The sequence below is a fragment of the Paenibacillus sp. AR247 genome, from assembly GCF_002968895.1.
In the GTDB taxonomy this organism is placed as follows: domain Bacteria; phylum Bacillota; class Bacilli; order Paenibacillales; family Paenibacillaceae; genus Paenibacillus_AQ; species Paenibacillus_AQ favisporus.
In genome coordinates, this window is the sequence record NZ_PCZT01000023.1 from 182,166 (window position 1) to 201,866 (window position 19,701).

The 19,701-nt window shown below is 55.3% G+C and carries 17 protein-coding genes and 1 pseudogene; 11 read left to right on the forward strand and 7 right to left on the reverse strand.

From position 1 onward, the window contains the following. The 8 genes from CPT76_RS29865 to CPT76_RS29895 all read left to right on the forward strand — a co-directional run. Positions 1-844: LysR family transcriptional regulator (locus tag CPT76_RS29865; RefSeq protein WP_105445455.1), on the forward strand; the 844-nt coding region annotated here is incomplete at its 5' end. 228 nt (positions 845-1,072) lie between these two features. Continuing rightward, positions 1,073-1,939 (forward strand): amidohydrolase, encoded by an 867-nt coding sequence (locus CPT76_RS29870; RefSeq protein ID WP_258168950.1) that lies wholly within the window; start codon positions 1,073-1,075, stop codon positions 1,937-1,939. After that, on the forward strand, positions 1,896-2,270 hold the full coding sequence (locus tag CPT76_RS40810) for a zinc-binding metallopeptidase family protein (protein ID WP_258168951.1): 375 nt from the start codon (positions 1,896-1,898) through the stop codon (positions 2,268-2,270). The genes CPT76_RS29870 and CPT76_RS40810 overlap by 44 nt, the downstream gene beginning before the upstream one ends. A 4-nt stretch (positions 2,271-2,274) precedes the next feature. After that, positions 2,275-3,681: a YfcC family protein gene (locus CPT76_RS29875; RefSeq protein ID WP_105445456.1), complete on the forward strand. Its 1,407-nt coding sequence runs from the start codon at positions 2,275-2,277 to the stop codon at positions 3,679-3,681. 216 nt (positions 3,682-3,897) lie between these two features. Further along, positions 3,898-4,767: a DMT family transporter gene (locus CPT76_RS29880; RefSeq protein WP_105445457.1), complete on the forward strand. Its 870-nt coding sequence runs from the start codon at positions 3,898-3,900 to the stop codon at positions 4,765-4,767. Positions 4,768-4,866: 99 nt separating this feature from the next. Then, positions 4,867-5,841, forward strand: a complete 975-nt coding sequence (locus CPT76_RS29885) for an aldo/keto reductase (protein ID WP_105445458.1) — start codon at positions 4,867-4,869, stop codon at positions 5,839-5,841. 76 nt (positions 5,842-5,917) lie between these two features. Continuing rightward, positions 5,918-7,336 (forward strand): hypothetical protein, encoded by a 1,419-nt coding sequence (locus tag CPT76_RS29890; protein WP_105445459.1) that lies wholly within the window; start codon positions 5,918-5,920, stop codon positions 7,334-7,336. Between the two features lie 196 nt (positions 7,337-7,532). Then, entirely contained in the window at positions 7,533-9,359 is a 1,827-nt protein-coding gene (locus CPT76_RS29895; RefSeq protein WP_105445460.1) for an APC family permease, read from the forward strand. Positions 9,360-9,491: 132 nt separating this feature from the next. On the opposite strand, the gene CPT76_RS29900 is transcribed toward CPT76_RS29895, so the two are convergent. After that, a complete protein-coding gene (locus tag CPT76_RS29900; RefSeq protein WP_308737693.1) occupies positions 9,492-10,064 on the reverse strand; it encodes an ATP-binding cassette domain-containing protein in 573 nt (190 codons plus the stop codon). A 544-nt stretch (positions 10,065-10,608) separates the two neighbouring features. On the opposite strand from CPT76_RS29900, the gene CPT76_RS29905 reads away from it, so the two are divergent. Continuing rightward, positions 10,609-11,256, forward strand: coding sequence for a FusB/FusC family EF-G-binding protein (locus tag CPT76_RS29905; RefSeq protein ID WP_105445462.1), 648 nt, complete (start codon positions 10,609-10,611; stop codon positions 11,254-11,256). Between the two features lie 210 nt (positions 11,257-11,466). On the opposite strand, the pseudogene CPT76_RS29910 reads toward CPT76_RS29905, so the two are convergent. Both CPT76_RS29910 and CPT76_RS29915 read right to left on the reverse strand, forming a co-directional pair. Continuing rightward, positions 11,467-12,372, reverse strand: a pseudogene (locus CPT76_RS29910) (ATP-binding cassette domain-containing protein); the annotation flags it as partial. 190 nt (positions 12,373-12,562) lie between these two features. Further along, on the reverse strand, positions 12,563-13,039 hold the full coding sequence (locus CPT76_RS29915; RefSeq protein WP_105445464.1) for an NAD(P)H-dependent oxidoreductase: 477 nt from the start codon (positions 13,037-13,039) through the stop codon (positions 12,563-12,565). Between the two features lie 262 nt (positions 13,040-13,301). Here CPT76_RS29915 and CPT76_RS29920 point away from each other — a divergent pair, with 262 nt between their 5' ends. Continuing rightward, positions 13,302-13,679, forward strand: a complete 378-nt coding sequence (locus tag CPT76_RS29920) for a winged helix-turn-helix transcriptional regulator (protein WP_105445465.1) — start codon at positions 13,302-13,304, stop codon at positions 13,677-13,679. A 39-nt stretch (positions 13,680-13,718) separates the two neighbouring features. Here CPT76_RS29920 and CPT76_RS29925 read toward each other — a convergent pair whose 3' ends face one another. After that, complete coding sequence (locus CPT76_RS29925) at positions 13,719-14,612, reverse strand: helix-turn-helix domain-containing protein (RefSeq protein WP_374954748.1); 894 nt, start codon at positions 14,610-14,612, stop codon at positions 13,719-13,721. Positions 14,613-14,867: 255 nt separating this feature from the next. Continuing rightward, the gene (locus CPT76_RS29930; protein ID WP_258168953.1) at positions 14,868-16,031 is read right to left on the reverse strand and encodes a winged helix DNA-binding domain-containing protein; all 1,164 of its coding nucleotides are present in this window, start codon (positions 16,029-16,031) and stop codon (positions 14,868-14,870) included. Between the two features lie 913 nt (positions 16,032-16,944). Here CPT76_RS29930 and CPT76_RS29940 point away from each other — a divergent pair. Continuing rightward, entirely contained in the window at positions 16,945-17,358 is a 414-nt protein-coding gene (locus CPT76_RS29940; RefSeq protein WP_105445467.1) for a MerR family transcriptional regulator, read from the forward strand. A 302-nt stretch (positions 17,359-17,660) separates the two neighbouring features. Here the strand turns inward: CPT76_RS29940 and tpx are convergent, their stop codons facing one another. After that, positions 17,661-18,182, reverse strand: a complete 522-nt coding sequence (gene tpx / locus CPT76_RS29945) for a thiol peroxidase (RefSeq protein WP_105445468.1) — start codon at positions 18,180-18,182, stop codon at positions 17,661-17,663. A gap of 256 nt (positions 18,183-18,438) precedes the next feature. Next, positions 18,439-18,969, reverse strand: a complete 531-nt coding sequence (locus CPT76_RS29950) for a DinB family protein (protein ID WP_105445469.1) — start codon at positions 18,967-18,969, stop codon at positions 18,439-18,441. Between the last annotated feature and the right edge of the window lie 732 nt (positions 18,970-19,701).

Below are 19,701 nucleotides of genomic sequence, written 5' to 3' on the forward strand. Positions count from 1 at the left end.
GAGCTTGACCAAAGCGGCGGAACGCCTGTACATGACGCAGCCGGCGCTGACCTACCGGATTCAGCTGCTGGAGCGGGAATTCGGCGTGCCTCTGATCGTTAAACACGCCAAGGGCACATACTTAACGCCGGAAGGAGAAGCGTTGGCTGCGTACGCGAAGAAGACGCAGGACGAGCTGAACCATATGAAGGATTATCTCCTCAATATGCGCAGCCGGGTGAAGGGGACGCTCCGGCTCGGGGTCGCCAGTTATTACGGCCTCTACAAGCTCCCGCCGCTGCTCAAGAAGTTCAGGGACCTGTATCCCGAGGTGCAGTTCAGTGTCACCTGTGCGCTCAGCCCCGAGATTCTCGACTCGCTGATGGAGCAGGAGATTCATGTGGGCATCGTCCGCGGCGATTACCCATGGGTAGAATCCCGTTTCCTGCTGCATGATGAGCCGATTTGCCTGATCTCCAAGGAGCCGATCGATCTGGCCATCCTGCCGGAGCTGCCGCATATCCACTACAGCGAGCCGAAGGCCAAGGCCGCCCGCCAGGTGTCCTCCCATTTTGGGCAGACGATCCGGGCCTGGTGGCACGAGCATTATGACACGCCGCCTACCATCGCCATGCAGGTGGATGCGTATGAGACATGCAAGGAAATGGTCAAGCACGGGCTGGGCTATTCCATCGTGCCGGGCGTGTTCGTCTCGCCGGAGGACGGCTTGTACACGCTGGAGCTTAAGCTAAAGAACGGGGAGCCGATCCGGCGCAACACCTGGATGCTGTACCGGGAGCCATCGCTCGAGCTGGCCATCGTGGACCGGTTCGTCGATTTTATGAAAACGGAACATCCGTTTTAACGAAGTCCTGCCTGGGTATCGGGCGGGGCTTCTTTTTATCCAATCTGAATGAAACGAAGCGCCTACATAAAAATTCTTTAGGTCCAGCGCGAAAAAATATTGATTGTACATCTTCCTGCGGCTGCCCTTATTATTTAATACATATTAATGCATAAATATACGAAACGAACCAATGCCGGAACTAATGACGGCTTCATAAAACATTTATATCGACAGGGTGGGATAGCAATGAGTGCACAGCAAGGAACAGAATCAAAACAGCAGCTGATTCAGGCAGTTGACGCGCGTGACGCCATGCTGCGGGAGATTTCGCTGAAAATCCATGCCAATCCGGAGCTCAGCTTCCATGAGCATCAGGCGCAGCAGTGGCTGACCGAGCCGCTGGCCGAAGCGGGATTTACCGTAGAAAAGGGCATCTCCGGCCTGGAGACTTCCTTTCGCGCAACCTGGGAAGGAACACCGGGCGGACCGACGATCGCGCTGCTCGCCGAATATGACGCGCTGCCGGGCATTGGCCACGCCTGCGGGCACAATCTGATCGGAACGGCTGCCGTCGGAGCGGCCCTGGCGCTGAAGGATGCATGCCCGGAGCTGCCGGGCAAGATCGTGGTGCTGGGCACCCCGGCCGAAGAGGAGGGCGGCGGCAAGATCATCATGTGCCAGGACGGCGTCTTCGATGATGTCGACGCGGCCATGATGGTTCATCCGCAGAACAAAACGATGGTGCTGCGCGGAGCGCTCGCCTGCGTAGATGCGACCTTTACCTTCCACGGGAAGCAGGCGCATGCCTCCTCCTCGCCGGAAAAGGGCATCAGCGCGCTGGATGCGCTGGTCAACGCGTATGTGGCGATCAACTCGCTGCGGCAGTTTATGAAAGAGGACGTGCGGATACACGGCATCATTACAAAAGGCGGGGACGCGCCCAACGTCGTGCCGGAACTGACCGAGGCGGTGTTCATCCTTAGGGCATCCACCGTTCAGGAGCTGGAGACGGTCAAGGGAAAAAGTATACCGTGCTGTCCGAAGCGCGGCCGAAGGCGTCGGCGCAACCGTGGATATCACCGAGGGATTGATTTATGCGGAGCGCAACAATAACAAGGCACTAGCCGGGTTGTTTGCCCGGAATCTGGAGGACCTCGGCATTGAAGTGAACGATCCGCCGGAGAAAGGCGGGGTCGGATCGTCGGACATCGGCAACGTCAGCCAGATGACCGCCGCAATCCACCCATATATCCGGCTTGGCGACGCTACGACGCATACGCCGGAATTCGCCGCGCTGGCCGGTTCGGAGGAAGGCATGATCGAATTGAACCGTGCGGCCAAGGCGCTGGCGCTGACGGCTTACGATTTGTGTACCGACAAGGAAGCGCTGCGCGAGGTCCGCAGCGAATTTGACCAATGGAAAGCGCAGAGAAACGAGGGGTAAACCGATGAACACCGCTAATACTGCATCCCGCAAATGGTTTAAAATGCCTCATACGTATGTCATTTTGATTTTCCTGGTGCTGGTGGCCACGGCGCTCACCTACGTCATTCCGGCCGGCGAGTTCGACCGGGCCGAGGACAAGGCGACAGGCAAATCCCTGGTCGTTCCCGGTTCCTACCACCAGGTAGAAGCCAGTCCGGTTAGCATCGTCAGCATACCGAAGGCGATTGTGCACGGGCTGATTGACTCGGCGGACGTCGTTTTCTTTATCCTGATTATCGGCGGCACCTTTGAAATTATTTCCTCCACGGGGACGATCGAATCCATTACCGGCCGGGTCGCCAAAAGGTTTTCAAACAAGGGCCGCTGGGTCATACCTATCTTTATTACGCTCTTCTCGGTCGCCGGCTTCACGATGGGGATGTCGACCGAGGTCATGGTTTTCGTGCCGATTGGCATCGCCATTGCCCGAGCGCTCGGGTTTGACGCCCTGACGGGCACCGCGATGATCTCCCTCGGCGCATCGTGCGGGTTCACCGCAGGGATTCTGAACCCGTTCAATGTGGGCTTGGCGCAGGCTATCGCCCAGGTGCCGATGTTTTCAGGCGCTTGGCTGCGGATCATCCTGCTCGTGTGTCTGATTACGGTTACCAGTCTGTATATTGTCCGGTACGCCGGTAAAGTGAGAAAAAATCCGGAGCGCAGCCTTGTCCAGGATTTGGAGAAGAATGCGGACAAGCAGGAGCTCGACTTCTCCAAGCTGCCTCCCATGCAGCTCAAGCATTACTTGACCATCGCCACCGTCGTGATCGGGTTTGCTTTCCTGATTTGGGGCGTATCGAAAAAGGACTGGTGGATGGAGGAGCTCGCCGCGCTGTTCCTCACCATGGGCATCGTGTCCGGCTTCTGCGCCGGGTACGGACCGAGCCGGATCGCCTCGGAATTCGTCAAAGGCGCCAGGTCGATTACGTACGGCGCACTGATCATCGGTTTTGCCCGGGGAATTATGGTCGTGCTGGACCAAGGCAACGTGATCGATTCCATCGTGAACGGGTTGGCCGTTGTGGTCGGCGAGCTGCCGGGATCCGTTCAAGTGCTCGGCATGTACGTGTTCCAGAACGTAATGAACGTCTTTATTACGTCCGGAACCGGGATGGCGGTAACGACCATGCCGATCATGGTGCCGCTGTCGGATATTCTGGGCGTAACCCGCCAAACGACGGTGCTCGCCTTCCAGCTTGGGGACGGAATTACGAACATGATACTGCCGACGTCCTCGGCGCTGATGGGAAGCCTGGCCGTATCCGGCATCGCGTATCAGAAGTGGGTGAAATTTTTCTGGCCGCTGATGTGCATGTGGATCGCTATTGGGGCGATTCTGATCGTAATTGCCAACATTATCAAATACTAGCCTTGCAGAAGCGGATAGCCGTGTCAGTGCCGGGCCAAAATCTGCAAGGAATCCAATCGTACCGCCGTGCCAACCGCATGGAGGTGCGATTTTTCTTTCTTCACAGGGGTCCGAAATTGGACTAACATGAAAGATAGCTGAAACCGCCGCAGGCAGGGTTCACCGGTCTGCACCCTGCGGGCGGGGGTTTCAATCTCAGACATCCGGGGTGTGAACATGAATGGTTTGATCGGTCTTCTCTGTTTAATATGGGGCTTCAATTGGGTTTTTATGAAGCTGGCCAACGGCGTGTTTCCGCCGGTGCTTTTTGCCGGCTACCGCTTTGCGCTTGGGGCGCTCGTACTTCTGGCGGTTTGTTATTTCCGCAAGGTGCCGCTGCCCCGCTGGAAGGATTTGAAGTGGTATATCGTATGCGGCATTTTGCAGACGATGTATTTTAACCTGGCGATCCAGATTTCGCTGGAGGATCTAAGCGCCGGTCTGACATCGGTCCTCACGTACAGCATGCCCCTCTGGCTGACGCTGATGGCCCACTTTTGGCTTCCGGGAGAAAAGCTGCGTTTGCGCAAACTCGCCGGCATTATCATTGGCATCATCGGGCTCTTCATCGCCATGGATGCCCACTGGGGAGGCAGCACCGGAGCGCTGCTGCTCGCAGTGTCCTCAGGTCTGTCCTGGGCGTTGTCCAACCTTCTCATCAAACGCAAGCTTGCGGGCAGCGACATGCTCCAGTTTACGACCTGGCAGATGGTAGCCGGTGCAGCGGGACTGCTGCTGTACTCGGCGATCTTCGAGCACGGGACGAGCCACTGGGGCGTCATGCCGGTCGTGTATGTCGTGTTCTCGGGCGTCGTCGGCTCGGCGCTGGCGTTTGTGATGTGGTCGTACATTTTGTCCAAGGTGGAGGCCAGCAAAGCCTCGATTTCGCTGCTGTTGGTGCCTGTCGTCGGGGTCGTCTGCGGATGCCTGTTCCTGAAGGAAAGCCTGAACCCCGTCGTGGCGGTTGGCATTGTGCTTGTGCTGCTGGGGATCTGGCTCGTCAACGGGGGCGGGAAGCCGAAGGCGGAAGCATCGGCGGAAAGCTAAGGCCCGGGGAGCAAGGAATATGAACCTGAGCTGCACAATGACTTAAGACTCAAGACGTGCCGCTGAACACTCACTTTATCGTAAAGGGGAAATGAACTGATGAAATACCGTTACCTCGGCCATACCGGACTGGAAGTATCCGTCCTGGGACTAGGCACGAACGCCTTCGGAAAGCGGGCGGATCAGGATACCTCCATCCGGATCATCCACCACGCGCTGGATCGCGGGGTGAACTTTATCGACACCGCCAATATTTATGCCGGGACCGAGTCGGAGCGCATCATCGGCCTGGCGCTAGAAGGCAGACGGCAGGAGGCGGTGCTTGCCACCAAGGCTGGGCTGGTCATGGGGCAGGGCCCTAACGGCCGCGGTTCTTCCCGGTACCATCTGATGCAGGAGCTGGAGAACAGCCTGAGACGGCTGCGGACGGATTACATCGACCTGTACCAGATTCATACGTTTGACCCGCATACCCCGCTGGAAGAAACGCTTCGGACGCTGGACGATATGGTCCGTTCCGGCAAAGTCCGCTACATCGGCGCGTCCAATTATGCCGCCTGGGAGCTGATGAAGGCGATCGGCATCAGCGAAGCCAAAGGTCTGAACCGGTTCGTGTCCACACAGGTCAGCTACTCACTTGCAGACCGGACGCCGGAGCGGGAGCTGGTCCCGATGTGCCTGGATCAAGGCGTTGGCATTATCCCTTATTTTCCGCTGGCCGGAGGCATCCTCACCGGAAAGTATTCGCTGGACAATCGGGCGCCGGAGCAATCTCGGGCCGATACCGATCCGAACTTCAGCCGGTTTGTCATTGACCGCAACATCCGGCTTGGCCAAGAGGTTGGACGGCTGGCTGCCGGTCTGGAATTAGCGCCAAGCAGCCTGTCACTGGCCTGGCTGATGGGACGTCCGGCGGTTTCGACCGTCATCGTCGGGGCGACGCGCACAAGCCAGCTGGAAGACAACCTGCGCAGCGTAGAAATGACCCTGAGCGAGGAGACGATCCAAGAACTGGACCGCATCAGCGAGCCGTTCCGAAATGGTGAGCCGTTCGCCACTTACCGTTTGTCCTGAGCCATAGACATGAACACATGCCCAGGCCCCCGCATAGCATATAGCACAATTGCAGCAGGGGAAGGGTGTGACCGGTATGGTCATTCATTTAACGGCCTTACACTATGTGTACTTGGCGTTTATCGTGTTCATTATGGCGCTGCTGATCAAGCGGCGGGACACGACGATGATCTGCGTGGCAGGCATCTTCGTGCTCGGATGGCTGGCGACCGAGACGCTGAGCGGCTCGGTGTCGGGCGTCTTTAATTCTTTTATTTATGCGACCAAAGAGCTGATGGGCACCATCATGATCATTTCGATCATCGTGGCGATGAGCCGGGTGTTGATCCGCACCGGCATTAACGAGACGATGGTTGCTCCGCTGACGCGGTTCATCCGGACACCGGCGGTCGCCTTCTGGGGAATCGGACTGATCATGCTGGTCACGTCCTTGTTTTTCTGGCCGTCGCCGGCGGTCGCGCTGATCGGGGCGGTGCTGCTTCCGGTCGCGGCCCGCGTTGGGCTGCCCGCCCTGGGCGCGGCCATCGCGATGAACCTGTTCGGGCACGGCATCGCGCTCTCCGGGGACTATATTATTCAGGGCGCGCCCAAGCTGACCGCCGACGCGGCGGGACTTCACGTATCGCAGGTCATGGAAGCGAGCGTTCCGCTCGTCATCGTGATGGGCCTGGTGACAACCGTGACGGCCTACTGGATGATGCGAAGGGACATGAAGAATGGCACGTGGCGCGACGGTCTCGTCACCGGGTCCAACGGGGCGGGTGCCCTTACAGGCGAAGGCGGGGGAGCGGAAGAATCGGCAGCGCCGCTTACTCCACGCGTGAGGGTGTGGCTGGCGGTTATCATCCCGGTGTTGTTCCTGATCGACGTAGCCGCCATGTTTGTGCTGAAGCTGCAGGGCGGAGACGCCACGGCGCTCGTAGGGGGCACGGCCGTACTGATCCTGATCGCGGTAACGCTGCTTGCGCACCGGAACCAAGGGCTTGAAAAGGTGACCTCTTACCTGATCGACGGTTTCACCTTCGGGTTTAAAGTATTCGGTCCGGTCATTCCGATCGCCGCCTTTTTCTACCTTGGCGATGCAGCGTTTACCGACCTCTTTGGCAAGGTGCTGCCGGAATCCTCGAACGGCATCGTCAACGATCTGGGCGCCGCGCTGGCGCATGTGGTGCCGCTGAACGGAGCGGTGGGCGCCGTCACGCTGACGATCACCGGGGCCATCACCGGACTCGACGGCTCCGGTTTCTCCGGCATTTCGCTCGCCGGCTCGATCGCCCAGCTGTTCGCAGCCGCCACGCATGCCAATGCAGCCACGCTGACGGCCCTCGGCCAGGTGGCGGCGATCTGGGTCGGCGGCGGCACGCTGATCCCCTGGGCGCTGATTCCCGCCGCGGCCATTTGCGGCGTCAGCCCGTTCGAGCTGGCGAGACGGAACTTGAGGCCCGTGCTGATCGGGCTGGCGGTGACCACGGCCGTGGCGATCTTTTTGGTATAGCCGGGCTTCGATGATTCCTGTCCTCTCTATCCATTCACACAAAGCCTTCCGAAAGCGGAAGGCTTTTTTGTTGTTTCATGCCCTGCGGCGGTTTAAATGTTTGGTGAGGGGATTCCTAGATATACCCGGAGTCGTTTGGCTGGGAACGGGATACCCTAAGGAAACCATACTATCGACAGAGATCGAGGTGTTATTCATGTTGTCAGCCGTCAAAAGATTTCTGATCGGCCGCCCGCTGAAGTCCGGCCAATTGGGTGAACAAAAACTGAATAAAACCAAAGCGCTGGCCATCCTGTCCTCCGATGCGCTGTCCTCCGTTGCCTACGGTCCCGAGCAAATTTTGCTCGTGCTGGTAACGGTCAGCGCAGTAGCCTTCTGGTACACGATCCCGATCGGTATCGGCATTCTGATTTTGCTGCTGGCCCTCATTTTATCGTACAGGCAGATTATCTTTGCTTATCCCCACGGCGGTGGAGCGTATGTCGTTTCCAAAAAGAACCTGGGGATCAATCCAGGACTGATTGCCGGCGGCTCGCTGCTGGTCGATTATATTTTGACGGTGGCGGTCAGCGTGTCGTCCGGGACGGATGCCATTACGTCGGCGTTTCCCGGCCTTCACCCGTACAACGTGGTCATCGCCTGTGCGCTGGTCATTCTGATTACCATTCTGAACCTGCGCGGGATTACCGAATCGGCTTCAATTCTGGCGTATCCGGTTTACCTGTTCGTACTCGCGCTATTCATTCTTATCGGGGTAGGCTTGTACAAAATCGCAACCGGACAGGTGCCGCCAACCCTGCACGCGCCAATAGGCACGCCGGTAGCAGGGATCTCCCTGTTTCTGCTGCTGCGGGCTTTTGCTTCAGGGAGCTCGGCGCTCACCGGGGTGGAGGCCATCTCCAATGCCATTCCGAACTTTCGCGACCCGGCGCCGAATAATGCCTCCAAAACCTTGATGGCGATGGGTACGCTGCTGGCAATCCTGTTCGCCGGCATCGTCTTTCTCGCTTACTATTACGGGATCGTACCGAATGATAAAGAAACGGTCGTATCCCAAATCGCCTCCACCACCTTTGGGAGGAGCTTCCTGTATTATTTTATCCAGGCGACAACTGCCCTTATTCTCGTTCTTGCGGCTAATACCGGCTATTCCGCCTTTCCGCTGCTTGCCGTCAACCTGGCCAAGGATAAATACATCGCCCGGATGTTTACCGTTCGCGGAGACCGCCTCGGGTATTCCAACGGCATTATGTTTCTGGCCACGGCATCGATCATTCTGATCATCGCCTTCAAGGGGCGCACGGAGCATTTAATCCCGCTATATGCGGTGGGGGTATTCATTCCGTTTACGCTGGCCCAGACGGGGATGCTGGTCAAATGGATTCGTGAAAAGCCGAAAGGCTGGCTGGGCAAGCTGATCATCAACTTTGTGGGGGCGCTGATCAGCTTCACGGTCATGATGATTTTCTTTATTACCAAGTTTGGCCAGGTGTGGCCTGTGCTGATTTTTCTGCCGCTGATCGTTTATATATTTCATGCGGTCAAAAGGCACTACGAGGCCGTCGGCGACCAGCTGCGGATTACGACCTGCGAGCCGGCCGTTCCCGTCGAGGGTAATGTGATGATCGTACCCGTCGCCGGGATCACCCATGTGGTGGAGAACTCGATCAATTACGCCAAGTCGCTGTCGCCCGACCAGATCATCGCTGTTTATGTTGCCTATGACCGGGAATCGGAGCGGAAGATGGAGGAGAAGTGGAAGCAGTGGCAGCCCGACATTCGGCTGGTGACGCTGTTGTCGCCATACCGCAGCATTATCCAGCCGCTGACGAAATTCGTGGATACCGTGGAGTACAAAGCTTCAGAGTCGCACTACCGGGTGACGGTGCTTATCCCGCAGTTTATTCCCAAGAAGAGCTGGCACAACATTTTGCATAACCAGTCGAGTCTGCTGATCCGTGCCTTTTTGCTTTACCGGAAAAATATCATCGTCACCACGGTGCCGTACCATTTGAAAAAGTAGCCGGTTCACCCGTTACACAAAAGAAGCTGCCGACCGGGTTCTTCCGGTGCGGCAGCTTCTTCCTCGAAGATCAGTAGATGCGAAACGATACTGCATTCGTGATTTGAGCCTTGATCGCCTTGCCTATTGGGCTTACTTCCAATCCTGCACCCGCCAGATGTCTGTGACCCAGTCTTCGTAGAAGGCGGGTTCGTGGGACACCAGCAGCACAGTGCCGGGGTAGGCGGCCAGTGCCTTCTGCAGAGACTCCTTCGCGCGGACGTCTAAATGGTTCGTCGGTTCATCCAGAACGAGCAGATTGCTCCGGGTAAGCATTAGCTCGGCGAGCCGGGCCTTGGCCTGCTCTCCTCCGCTCAGCGTCCGCATGGGCTTGCGGATATGATCGGCGCTCAGGCTGGCCATGGCCAGCGTGCGGCGGATCTCCTTCTCCGTCAAATCCGGACGCAAGGACCAGATATACCGCAGCGGCGTGTCCGAAGACGGGGTGTCTTCCTGCTGGTAATAAGCGGTCCGGACCGTGTTCTGAACGGTTACGGCGCCGCCCAGTGCGTTGATACCGCCGAGCAGAGTCTTCAGCAGCGTGGACTTGCCGGCGCCGTTCTCCCCGATGATGGCGATTTTGTCACCGCCCTTGACAGTAAGGTCAAGTGGCCGGAACAGCGGCACCGCGTATCCCGCCTGAAGCCGTCTGGCCTCGATCAGCACCGAGCCGCTGAGGTTTCCTTCCGCCCGGAACTCAAAGCGGGGCGCCGGGCCTTCGATGTGGAAATCATATCGACTGTTCTCGAGATGGCTAAAAAAAGGGCAGACTTCTCCCGTATCAAGCCAAATCTCTTCTAAGAACAGTAGACAAAATTTCCATTACCTTTCCACCTCATTCAAGTTTATCGTTACGCCACACAGTATAAGCGAGGCTTCCTGCAGTTGTCAATCGGACACCTGCCCGGGATAGCTTAGCTCTTCCACCCGCCGCAGGCGGTTAAGAATCCTTTGCCCGGAGATATCTTTACAAGGCTGATATGAGAATTTATAATGTCGATGTATGTGCAGAAGTTCGAAAGGGGAATCCATAAGTGGCAGTTGTTTGCTTGTAGCCGGCAAAAGTGCAAAAATTTCGTGAGTTCGTTCACGGGATACGTATGCCCTTTTGACCTAATACAAGGAACTTCTCGCATCGTATTTTTTTCGATACCGACGGAGTGCCTTATTTGAGGTACTCCGTTTTTTGGTGAAATGAGGAGGAAAACACATGCTAACGCCATTTATGGAAAACCACGAATATAATTTGATCAAGCGCCTGGTGGGGCGCCTCGAATATAACATCAAGACCACAGCCGACCAGAAAGTCATATCCGCGATCCGGCACACGACTTGGACCCGGGTCATAGAGATGTTCCCTGCTGCGACGGAGGAGCAGAAGCGGTTCTTCGACCGGATTCCGACGCTAAACCGTGCCGAAGAATTCCATGCTTTTTTGAGCGAGCTGGAGCAATACGTTACGGCCTTTCCGCAGGTAACGGAACAGCAGCTGAAGAAGCTTTATCCCAAAGTTAAAAAGCTGAAGCTTCCACTGTTGGCCGAGCTCGATTTCCGCTTCCTGACCTATATCGGCTGGACCGACATTTCAACGAATAAACTGTTCATCGTCTACAACCTGGACGGGAAAATGACAGGCATTGAGGGCCGGTTCACCCCTACGAACAAGAAGGGGGTTTGCTGCCTCTGCAACAAGCATGAAGAGGTGGCCTTCGTGACCGCGCAGACGAAAGCCAAAGGTTCGGCACTGGATCATTTCGGGCGGGTCGGAAATTATATGTGTATCGACAGCGCCAAGTGCAACCAGAATATTACCGATGTGTTTCAACTGGAACGGTTTATGAAGGATGTCTTGAACTAACATGCTGACCATGCATAAAATTCAGAAGAACCCGGGTTGATTCCGGGAGAAATACAGCGGGCAGGCCGAGGTGGCCTTGCCCGTTTTTATTTTCCCTTTGAGCTATCAGGAGACGGTTTAGTGAATCAGCACAGGCGAAGGCGTCTGGATATACTCGGCGAACCGGATACCTTCCGCCTTCAATTGCTCCTGGCTGGCCCGGTTGGCTCCCGGTTTCTCGACCCGCTCGATCCGGCTCAGCATTTTCTCGCGGCTCTTGGCCTGCTTCGCCTTGCGGACCCGGTTGATATTAATAAAGGATTCCAGCCGTTCGATCTCCCGGGTCTGCCGCTCATAGGCGGCCTCCTGCTGCTTCTGGGCGAGCGCATACTGCTTCTGGAACGCGGCATAGCTGCCTGTATAGCGTTTCAAGGTCTGATGGGCCAGATGAAAAATCACGTTCGTGATTTCGTTCAGGAAATGCTCGTCATGCGACACAACGATAAAGGCGTGCGGGTACTTTTTCAAGTAGCCGGTCAGCCACTCGATATGCACTGCGTCCAGGTAGTTGGTCGGTTCGTCGAGCAGCAGCACATCGGGCTCCTCCAGCAGCAGCTTGGCAAGCAGCAGCTTCGTCTTCTGGCCGCCGCTTAAGCGGCTTACGTCGGTGTCCAGGCCGATCTCGGCAAGACCCAGCCCACGGGCCACGTCCTCAATTTTGGCGGAAATGGCGTAGAACCCGGCCTGCTCCAGCCCATCCTGCAGCTCGCCGTAGCGCCTGAGCATCGCGTCAAGCCCGTCTCCCGCCTCACCGAATCGGGCCGCGATTTCATTCATTTCGCGTTCCATATCAAACAAGTGCTGAAAGGCCCGCTCCAAATACCGCAGGACCGTCATTCCTTCTTGCAGCGAGATGTGCTGCTCCAGGAAGCCGACCTTGGCGCGCGGCGACCACTCGATCCGTCCTTCCTCCGGCAGCAGGCTTCCGGTCAGCAGGCGGAACAGTGTCGACTTGCCGGCGCCGTTCATGCCCACCAGTCCGGCATGCTCGCCCGGCAGCAGGCGGAACTCAATATGCCGAAAAGTAACTTGATCTCCGTACATATGCGTAAGATTTGTGACATTTAATATGCTCATGGTTCTCTCTCCTTAGGTTTCATTGATTACGAACAAATGAAGCCATCAGGAGGACAGCGAAATGACGTGACGATCCGGTTGTAAATACTGCAAGATACTCCGTCCCTAGGGGTCTGTACCTGGTGATTAGGTATCCTACAGCCCCGCTTTAATATACAGAAAGCGGGTAAGGTGAACACACCCTACCCGCTTACATGCCAAAGCTGGAAAAGATGTCATCGTACACCACGAACGGGGGAAGGAAGGTACCGTGGCAGTGGGCAATCGTAAGGTGGATCGGTTTTAACAGCTCGCTGATCGTAAACCAGTTGTCTCCTCCGGCCTGAAATGACTTATCTGTGCCGCCCGCGGTAGTGACGACGATGAATTCTTTGCCCTTTAAATGCTCGCCTCCGGGGCCGTAAGCCCAGCCGGATGTCAGCACATCGTCAAACCATTTTTTGAGAAGGGGCGGTGAGCTGTACCAATAAAAAGGGAACTGGAGAATAATCCGGTCGTAAGCAAGCAGCAGCTGCTTCTCCCGGTCCGCATCGATCTGCCAATCCGGATATTCCTGATACAGATCGCGGACGTGGATATCGGTATGCTTCGGCAGCGCTTCGAGAAGCGCATGGTTCGCTCTGGACTTGGACAGATCCGGGTGGGATACAATGACCATGGTTTTCATTTCAAATCATCCTTTCGGGCGGTATGCGTTATGAGTGTTGCACCTCCAGTATGGTTCAGGGCCGATACTCTTGAAAAGTACGCAGTTTTAACAGACTAAGTCTTGCAAACCGTACTCTGGATCAGGAGAGCGTATTGCCGAGTAGTACGAAAAATCATACTATGTACGATTCAAAAGAGTACTGTCACCATTCCGTGTACTCTGGTACAATGGCAGCAAAGACAGCACTGCCGCTTCGGTGGGAAAGGGGAGGGCTAGCGAGATGAGTAAGGACCACGGGACGGGAAACACGGGAGGAATCATCACGACGCTGCAGGCGATCGGAGGCAAGTGGAAGCCGCTCATTTTGTTTATACTGCTGCACCAGGGGACGAGACGGTTCGGGGAGCTGCGCAGACAACTTCCCCATATTACACAGGGCATGCTGACCAACCAATTGCGTGAGCTTGAGCAGGATGGATTGATCCACCGGAAGGTATATCAGGAGGTTCCTCCCAAGGTAGAATACTCCTTGACGGAACATGGGGAGTCGCTGAGATCCGTGCTCCACGATATGTGCAGCTGGGGTTTTGAGCATATGGAATTCAAGGCGAATGCCGCCAAGGAGGATACCGCCTCCGAAGCGGGCGGAAATATGTAAGGGAGGGCCTGAGGGCCCTCCCTTACTGTATATTGGACGTCACTCTTCAAATGTCAGGTTAGACGGCTCGTCCCGGAGCTCGTAGACGATCTCCAAATTCGTGGTGGGTACGCTCTCGTCAACCTCTTCAAACCGGAAGCTGTCCACCCATACCTGCCCCGGTCCCATCAGCAGCACGCCGAGCGAAATCGTCGCGGCATTGTCCGGTACATCAAGCACGATGGCGTAGTGGTTCCAATGCGTGTCGCCCACAATTCGGCGGTTGTTCATATTGTCAAACCGAAGCACGTCCTCGGCTTGATTATCGACCCGCATCCACAATCCGCAGAACTCGGTAACCCCTTCCGTCCGGACGAAGCCGGAGAAGCGCATTCTGCGTTTCAGGTACCGATCAGCTTTAAATTGCTGCATCATCGTGGCGAACACGTTCGGGCCTTCCGGGGTGACGGCTTTCAAATAACCCGAGGCGTTCCCTTGATGGACGTTGTGACGGTCCAGGCCGATTTCATACTGATGCGGGTGGCTGCCGCTCAGCATCCAGCCTTTTACCAGCGATTCCTCAATCATGTTCATTTCTCCTCCTTGAGCGGCATGGGTCTGGGTATGAAGACTGAACATCTTCCGGTATCGCCCTGGCGGCATGCCGTACATTTTTTTAAAGGCGCGGGTAAACGCCTCCTGGCTCTCAAAATGGCATTGCAGCGAAATGCCGATGATCGGCTCCTCCGAGTACAGGAGCATCCGCGAGGCGAGACACAGCCGGCGGCTTCGCAAATATTCGGCGATGCTCAGCCCGGTCTCCCTGCGAAACAAACGGTGAAAATGGAACGGCGAGAATCCGGCCTCCGCCGCAATCTGCTCAAGTGTCAGCGGTTCGTGAAGCTGTTCCTCCATGAACCGGATGCTGTGTTGAATCCGATTTGAATACACCAGCGTGCCCCTCCTTTGATATCAGCATAGCAGATGGGAGAGGGTGCGTTTTGACCGTTCTTGCTAACATGCGAAAAAGCCCGGGATGGGCAGGCCATTCGGGCTGGAATATGGGAGGCATGGGCGGAATCGTCGGGTGCGAACGGGAAAGTTGCGGGGCGGTTTCCACGTGGTGAATAAATTCGGTCATTAAGGGCCGTCGCGCTCCCCTTTGTTCAAAGAAGACACACCACAGCAACCACTAGCTAGGCTTCGGTGTTAGAGCTCGGAAAGGTTGAAGTGGACTTCCCGGTTTGGGCAATCCGCTGCGGCGAAATCCAGCAGGCGGCGGCCCTCGTTGGCCAATGCCTCCTGATCGGCGCCCGAGATAGGCTCAAACAGCTTGATCACGAGCTCGGCGGACTGCTTGTTCCGCTCCAGGCTCCACATGCCGCAAACGAAGCCGTCGACGAGCACCGCTGCCCGGATGATGCCGTTTATCGTAAATATTCGGCGGCGGTAGCTCTCATCCATAATCCGGGAGCGGTCGGCGAAGGAGAGAAGCATGTTGTCGAATTCGCCGAGAAGGCGCGGAGGTGCGGGTGTATCCTCCGCCGGCAGGGGGGCGTCCGCCAGGTCGTACAGCAGGACGCCCTTTTCATCCAGGAAGGTCCGCAGACACGGCTCGAGCCGGCGGATGACGTCGCTCAGCCGTGTCAGTCCGGACCAGACCTGGATGTCCTTGACCGAGGCCGGACCGAAGGCGGCCAGGTAACGCAGTACCAGCTCCTCGAGTCCGGAGCTGGAAGCTGCCGCGGGCGGGCAGCCCAGCCACGCCTCCGCGGTGGTGTGCAGGGCCTGGCCGCTGGCGCCCCACAGGCCCCTTGGGGGCACCTGCACGAGCGGCACGAGCGTGCGCACCGTGTTGGCGAGCGCGGCCGGGCTGCGGTCCGGCCAGCGCTCCTGCAAGCGGGCGCCGAGCTCGCCATAGGCCAGCGGGGCCTCCTCCACGAGGGCCCGGCCTGCTGCGGCGACCGCGCCGGTATCCAGGCCGGCCAGCTCCTTGCCGTAGCCTCCCTTCAGGCCGCGGTCCAACGCGGGCTGAATGACCGGGCGCAGCGCCAGGGCGTCCTCGGCCGTCACGAGGTGGATCGTCGACCGCATGATCGCGATGCGCACGGCCTGGCGCGTCTCGATCAGCCGGGACAGCTCCTCGTGCCGGAAGCCGGCCAGCCGGGCCAACAGGCCGTAATACGGCGGGGTCGGAGCCTGGGCCTGCATGCCGGCCAGATGCCGCAGCGCGTCAAGCACCGGCATCTCTGCCCGGCGCAGCAGGAGCTGCCGTTCGAGCAGTGCCCGGTTCAAGGCTCGGCGGCTGAGCACCGTGGGAACATTTTTCGTAAAAGGGGATGTATCGGTTGACTTGGGCATCGGCTCGGTCACGACGGCAGCGCCTCCTTAAGGTTCATGGTCTATACGATCTTATAACTTCAGTATAGCCATCAACGTTGACAACAATATGTCAGGGTTTGGAGAGTACGGTCAAAGGAATTTGTGATCCTCGTCCCGGGGATCGCTGTGGGTTTTCGGGACGGAAGCCAAAATACGGAGCATGGTGGAAATCCAATAGTGCAGCAGGCCGGGAACTGAGAAGAGCAGAATCAGCGGCGGCCGGGCCGATATGCTTTTATGATTCAGATAGAATAGCAATAGGCAGGACACCAGAACATACCATACAAGCGGCAGTACTCCAGGCCGCGGCTTCCAATAAGCTGCAACTAACCTGGAAACGGCTTGCAGAAGCAGCGAGTAGCACAACATCGAAACGGTAGGGAGAAACAGCATGACTGTGACGATATCCTGGAACAAGGGAAACTCTTGCCCCGGACCGTACCATGGCCAGAAGGCAAGCAGGCTGAAAGCGCACCAGACGACAGAAAGGCTTGTCCACAGAACATAACAAACCCTAAAAATATAAATCCCTCCCGATTTAGGAAATGGGGCAGAGAATGATCTGAACTGTCCAATTATTGGTACTTTTGGGGCAGATGTCTCCACATTAACACGCTATTGGGGAGTGATGCAAAAGGCAGTGGAGTTCAATTCCAGCGTTCCTTTAAAGCTGGTATATTGCCGATAAACCTGAAATCACGCAATGAACAAAAGGACTTGCAGTATATCGCAGTGCAGTGGGTGAGGCGCTGTCTGCGTAGAGAACGATGCGGTATAATTGGAAAATAGTGGAAAATGGGATTCCATTGACCGGGAGCTGTCACTAATCAAAAACTACGGCGACCCAACATTCAGATGATGGGTACGGACATTGGGAATCTGCTTGAATGAAAGGGGCGATACCTTGAAAATAGGCCAGCTATCCAAAGCGACCGGTGCCAGCACTCGATCGATCAGATATTACGAAAAGAAAAATCTGTTGACAGCAAAACGTATGGATAATGATTATCGTGAATTCGACGAATCTGATGTTAAACGGATCAAAACGATACAGATTTATTTAGACATCGGTCTGTCGACGAGGGAAATTAATGGAATATTGAACTGTCCTGAGAATTATGATGCTTACGACAGCGATGATTTCTGTGAGGAATTGCTCGGTGCCTATGAGGAAAAACATGCAGAAATCTTACAGCAAATTCAAACGCTGACTGTAGCACAACAAAAATTGGAACAGCGTATTGAACAAATGAGACGCCAGAGAACGTTGAAAGGAACAGTGAGCAACTCAGCCGAGCAATCAAACGAATCTTCATGAACAAAAAGGTTTAAGGAAGTGCCGATTTACAATATGGATAAACGGCTGGCGTGTACAAGATGGATGAGTGAACGATAGATATTAAGCACACAAAAATGTACCGGCTGCATTCGTGTTCAGGCTTTGATTTATTTAGCAAAAAGAACAGCGGGGAAGCCGAGCTTCTCCGCTGTTCTTTTTATAATATCAAAGTATAAACTCCAGAGCCATGGCTTCCTGATATTGCAAGAAAAATTACCTTTTAACGTGGTCTGTCTTCTTTGAAGGTACGTCGATTGACGTTTTTCTTATGGAAGTTGTAATTAAACGAGCGCTTTAACGGCAGCAACTGCATTTTCGTAGTTAGGGTGCTCTGTCATTTCGCCTACATACTCAACGTATTGAACGGTATTGTCAGCATCGATTACAAAAACGGATCTCATCAGCAATTGAATTTCCTTAATGAGAACGCCGTATGATTGGCCAAAGTTGCGGTCTTTATAATCGGATAAGATGATTACATTGTCAATGCCTTCAGCACTGCTCCAACGGGATTGTGCAAAAGGAAGATCCACGCTGACGGTCAGGACAACCACGTTATCGCCAAGCTTTGCGGCTTCCTCGTCAAAACGCCGGGTTTGAGCGTCGCATACACCTGTATGGTCCAGGGAAGGAACGACACTGATTAGTTTGACTTTCCCGGCATAATCAGCCAGAGATGCTTGCTCTAACAAATTTTTGCTAACTTTGAAGTCAGGGGCTTTGTCGCCGACCTTCAGTTCAGGTCCTAATAAAGTAAGCGGGTTGCCTTGAGCTGTTGCTACACCGGTACGCTCTTGTGCCATTGTACACGGCCCTCCTTATTTTTTTAATGGATATAATGGGAATTTGGCTAAGATTAGTTGTAAGCTTTTTTTAAAAGGAACTTTGTAAACGGGCCTTTTAACAGCAGCAACTGCATTTTCGCAGTTAGGATGCTCTGTCATTTCGCCCCAATATCCAACGTATTGTACGGTATTGTCAGCATTGATTACAAAGTTGGATTTCATCAACATTTGGATATTTCTTTAATGAGCCGTCGTAAATGCTCGAGCTTAAGCTTTAGGCACCTGCATTCCGATCTCTCTGCTGCCGCTCTTCGCGACTGGGGCCGTAAACGCCAGGTACCACCAATCCGGCTTGACGCATGAGCACGAACATTTGTCCACGATGATGGGCCTGGTGCTGAATCAGCAAACGTAACACTGCAGAAATTGGTAGCACAATCGTGCCCCACATATTCCGGGTTTCGCTTAACGTCACATCGTTCCATTGCGTCTGCAGCGCATCCAGCATCGCACGGCTCGTCCGATCATAGGCCTCTGTGATGGAAGCCGCCGATGTTGGTTGATCGCTATCATTTCCTTGATCTTGGAATTCCAGCCAATTTCCTTCCGCATGGAATTCCAGCCCCGCTGCGGACAAAAAGTAATGAACCGATAGTGTTATATGCCACGCCAGTTTCCCCAAAGTGAAATGATCTGGAGCCACTTGTTGCTGAAGAGACTCGTTCGTCAGGACTTGGAGGACCTTCTGTGTGAGGGCCGCTTCCATTTTCCACTCATCGATAAATTGATGCAAACTAGTAAACATGTGCTAATCACCCTGCTTTTTATTGAATTTGGAAACTTATTACCGCTCCGTGATCGGCAAACGCTTCTGCGGTAGCGGTGCCATGGCCGCGTGAGCCGCCAGCAATGAGGACGACCTTAAATTTCTGCATGAAAAGAACCTCCTTGTACGTGGCGGACGCCCTGGCCCGGGGATCTTCTGTACGGCCACATAATCCAGCACACAGATCACTACCACCGGACTCGCCGCAATCGCTTCGGTCACTGTGTTCGCGGCCTCCGTCCCCTGTTCCATAAGCGGAACTGCTTTGCTGTCAGTTCGCTTCCAGACGGTTGTCTGTTGACCTTTTCTTCAAGAACGGTTGGGCAAGTGCGGACCCCATCATCCGGCTGTGTTTCATTTATGTCCTATCTAATCTCACTTATCCCATTTTGTTCATTTGGATATCTCATCTCCTTTCTCCTTTATCTTAAAAGGTTGACACAGTGTCAAAGTCAATGCATACTTTCGTATTTTTCTGAGGTCTGGCAAATGCGCGCCTTTGGCTTGACGCTGCAGGGCGGATTATCACAATGGGATGCTCCTAGCTGAGGCTTGCAGCGGGTTATACCAGTTATTTACAAGGCCGGGTGAAGGCTCTACAATGAGTGCAACAACATGTTAGCGGGTTAACATCTACCTGGCTGATTCGCAGCAATGGATGCTCGATCGGCCGGGACAGGCGAATTAGCCAATTTTTACATTGCGAGGAGC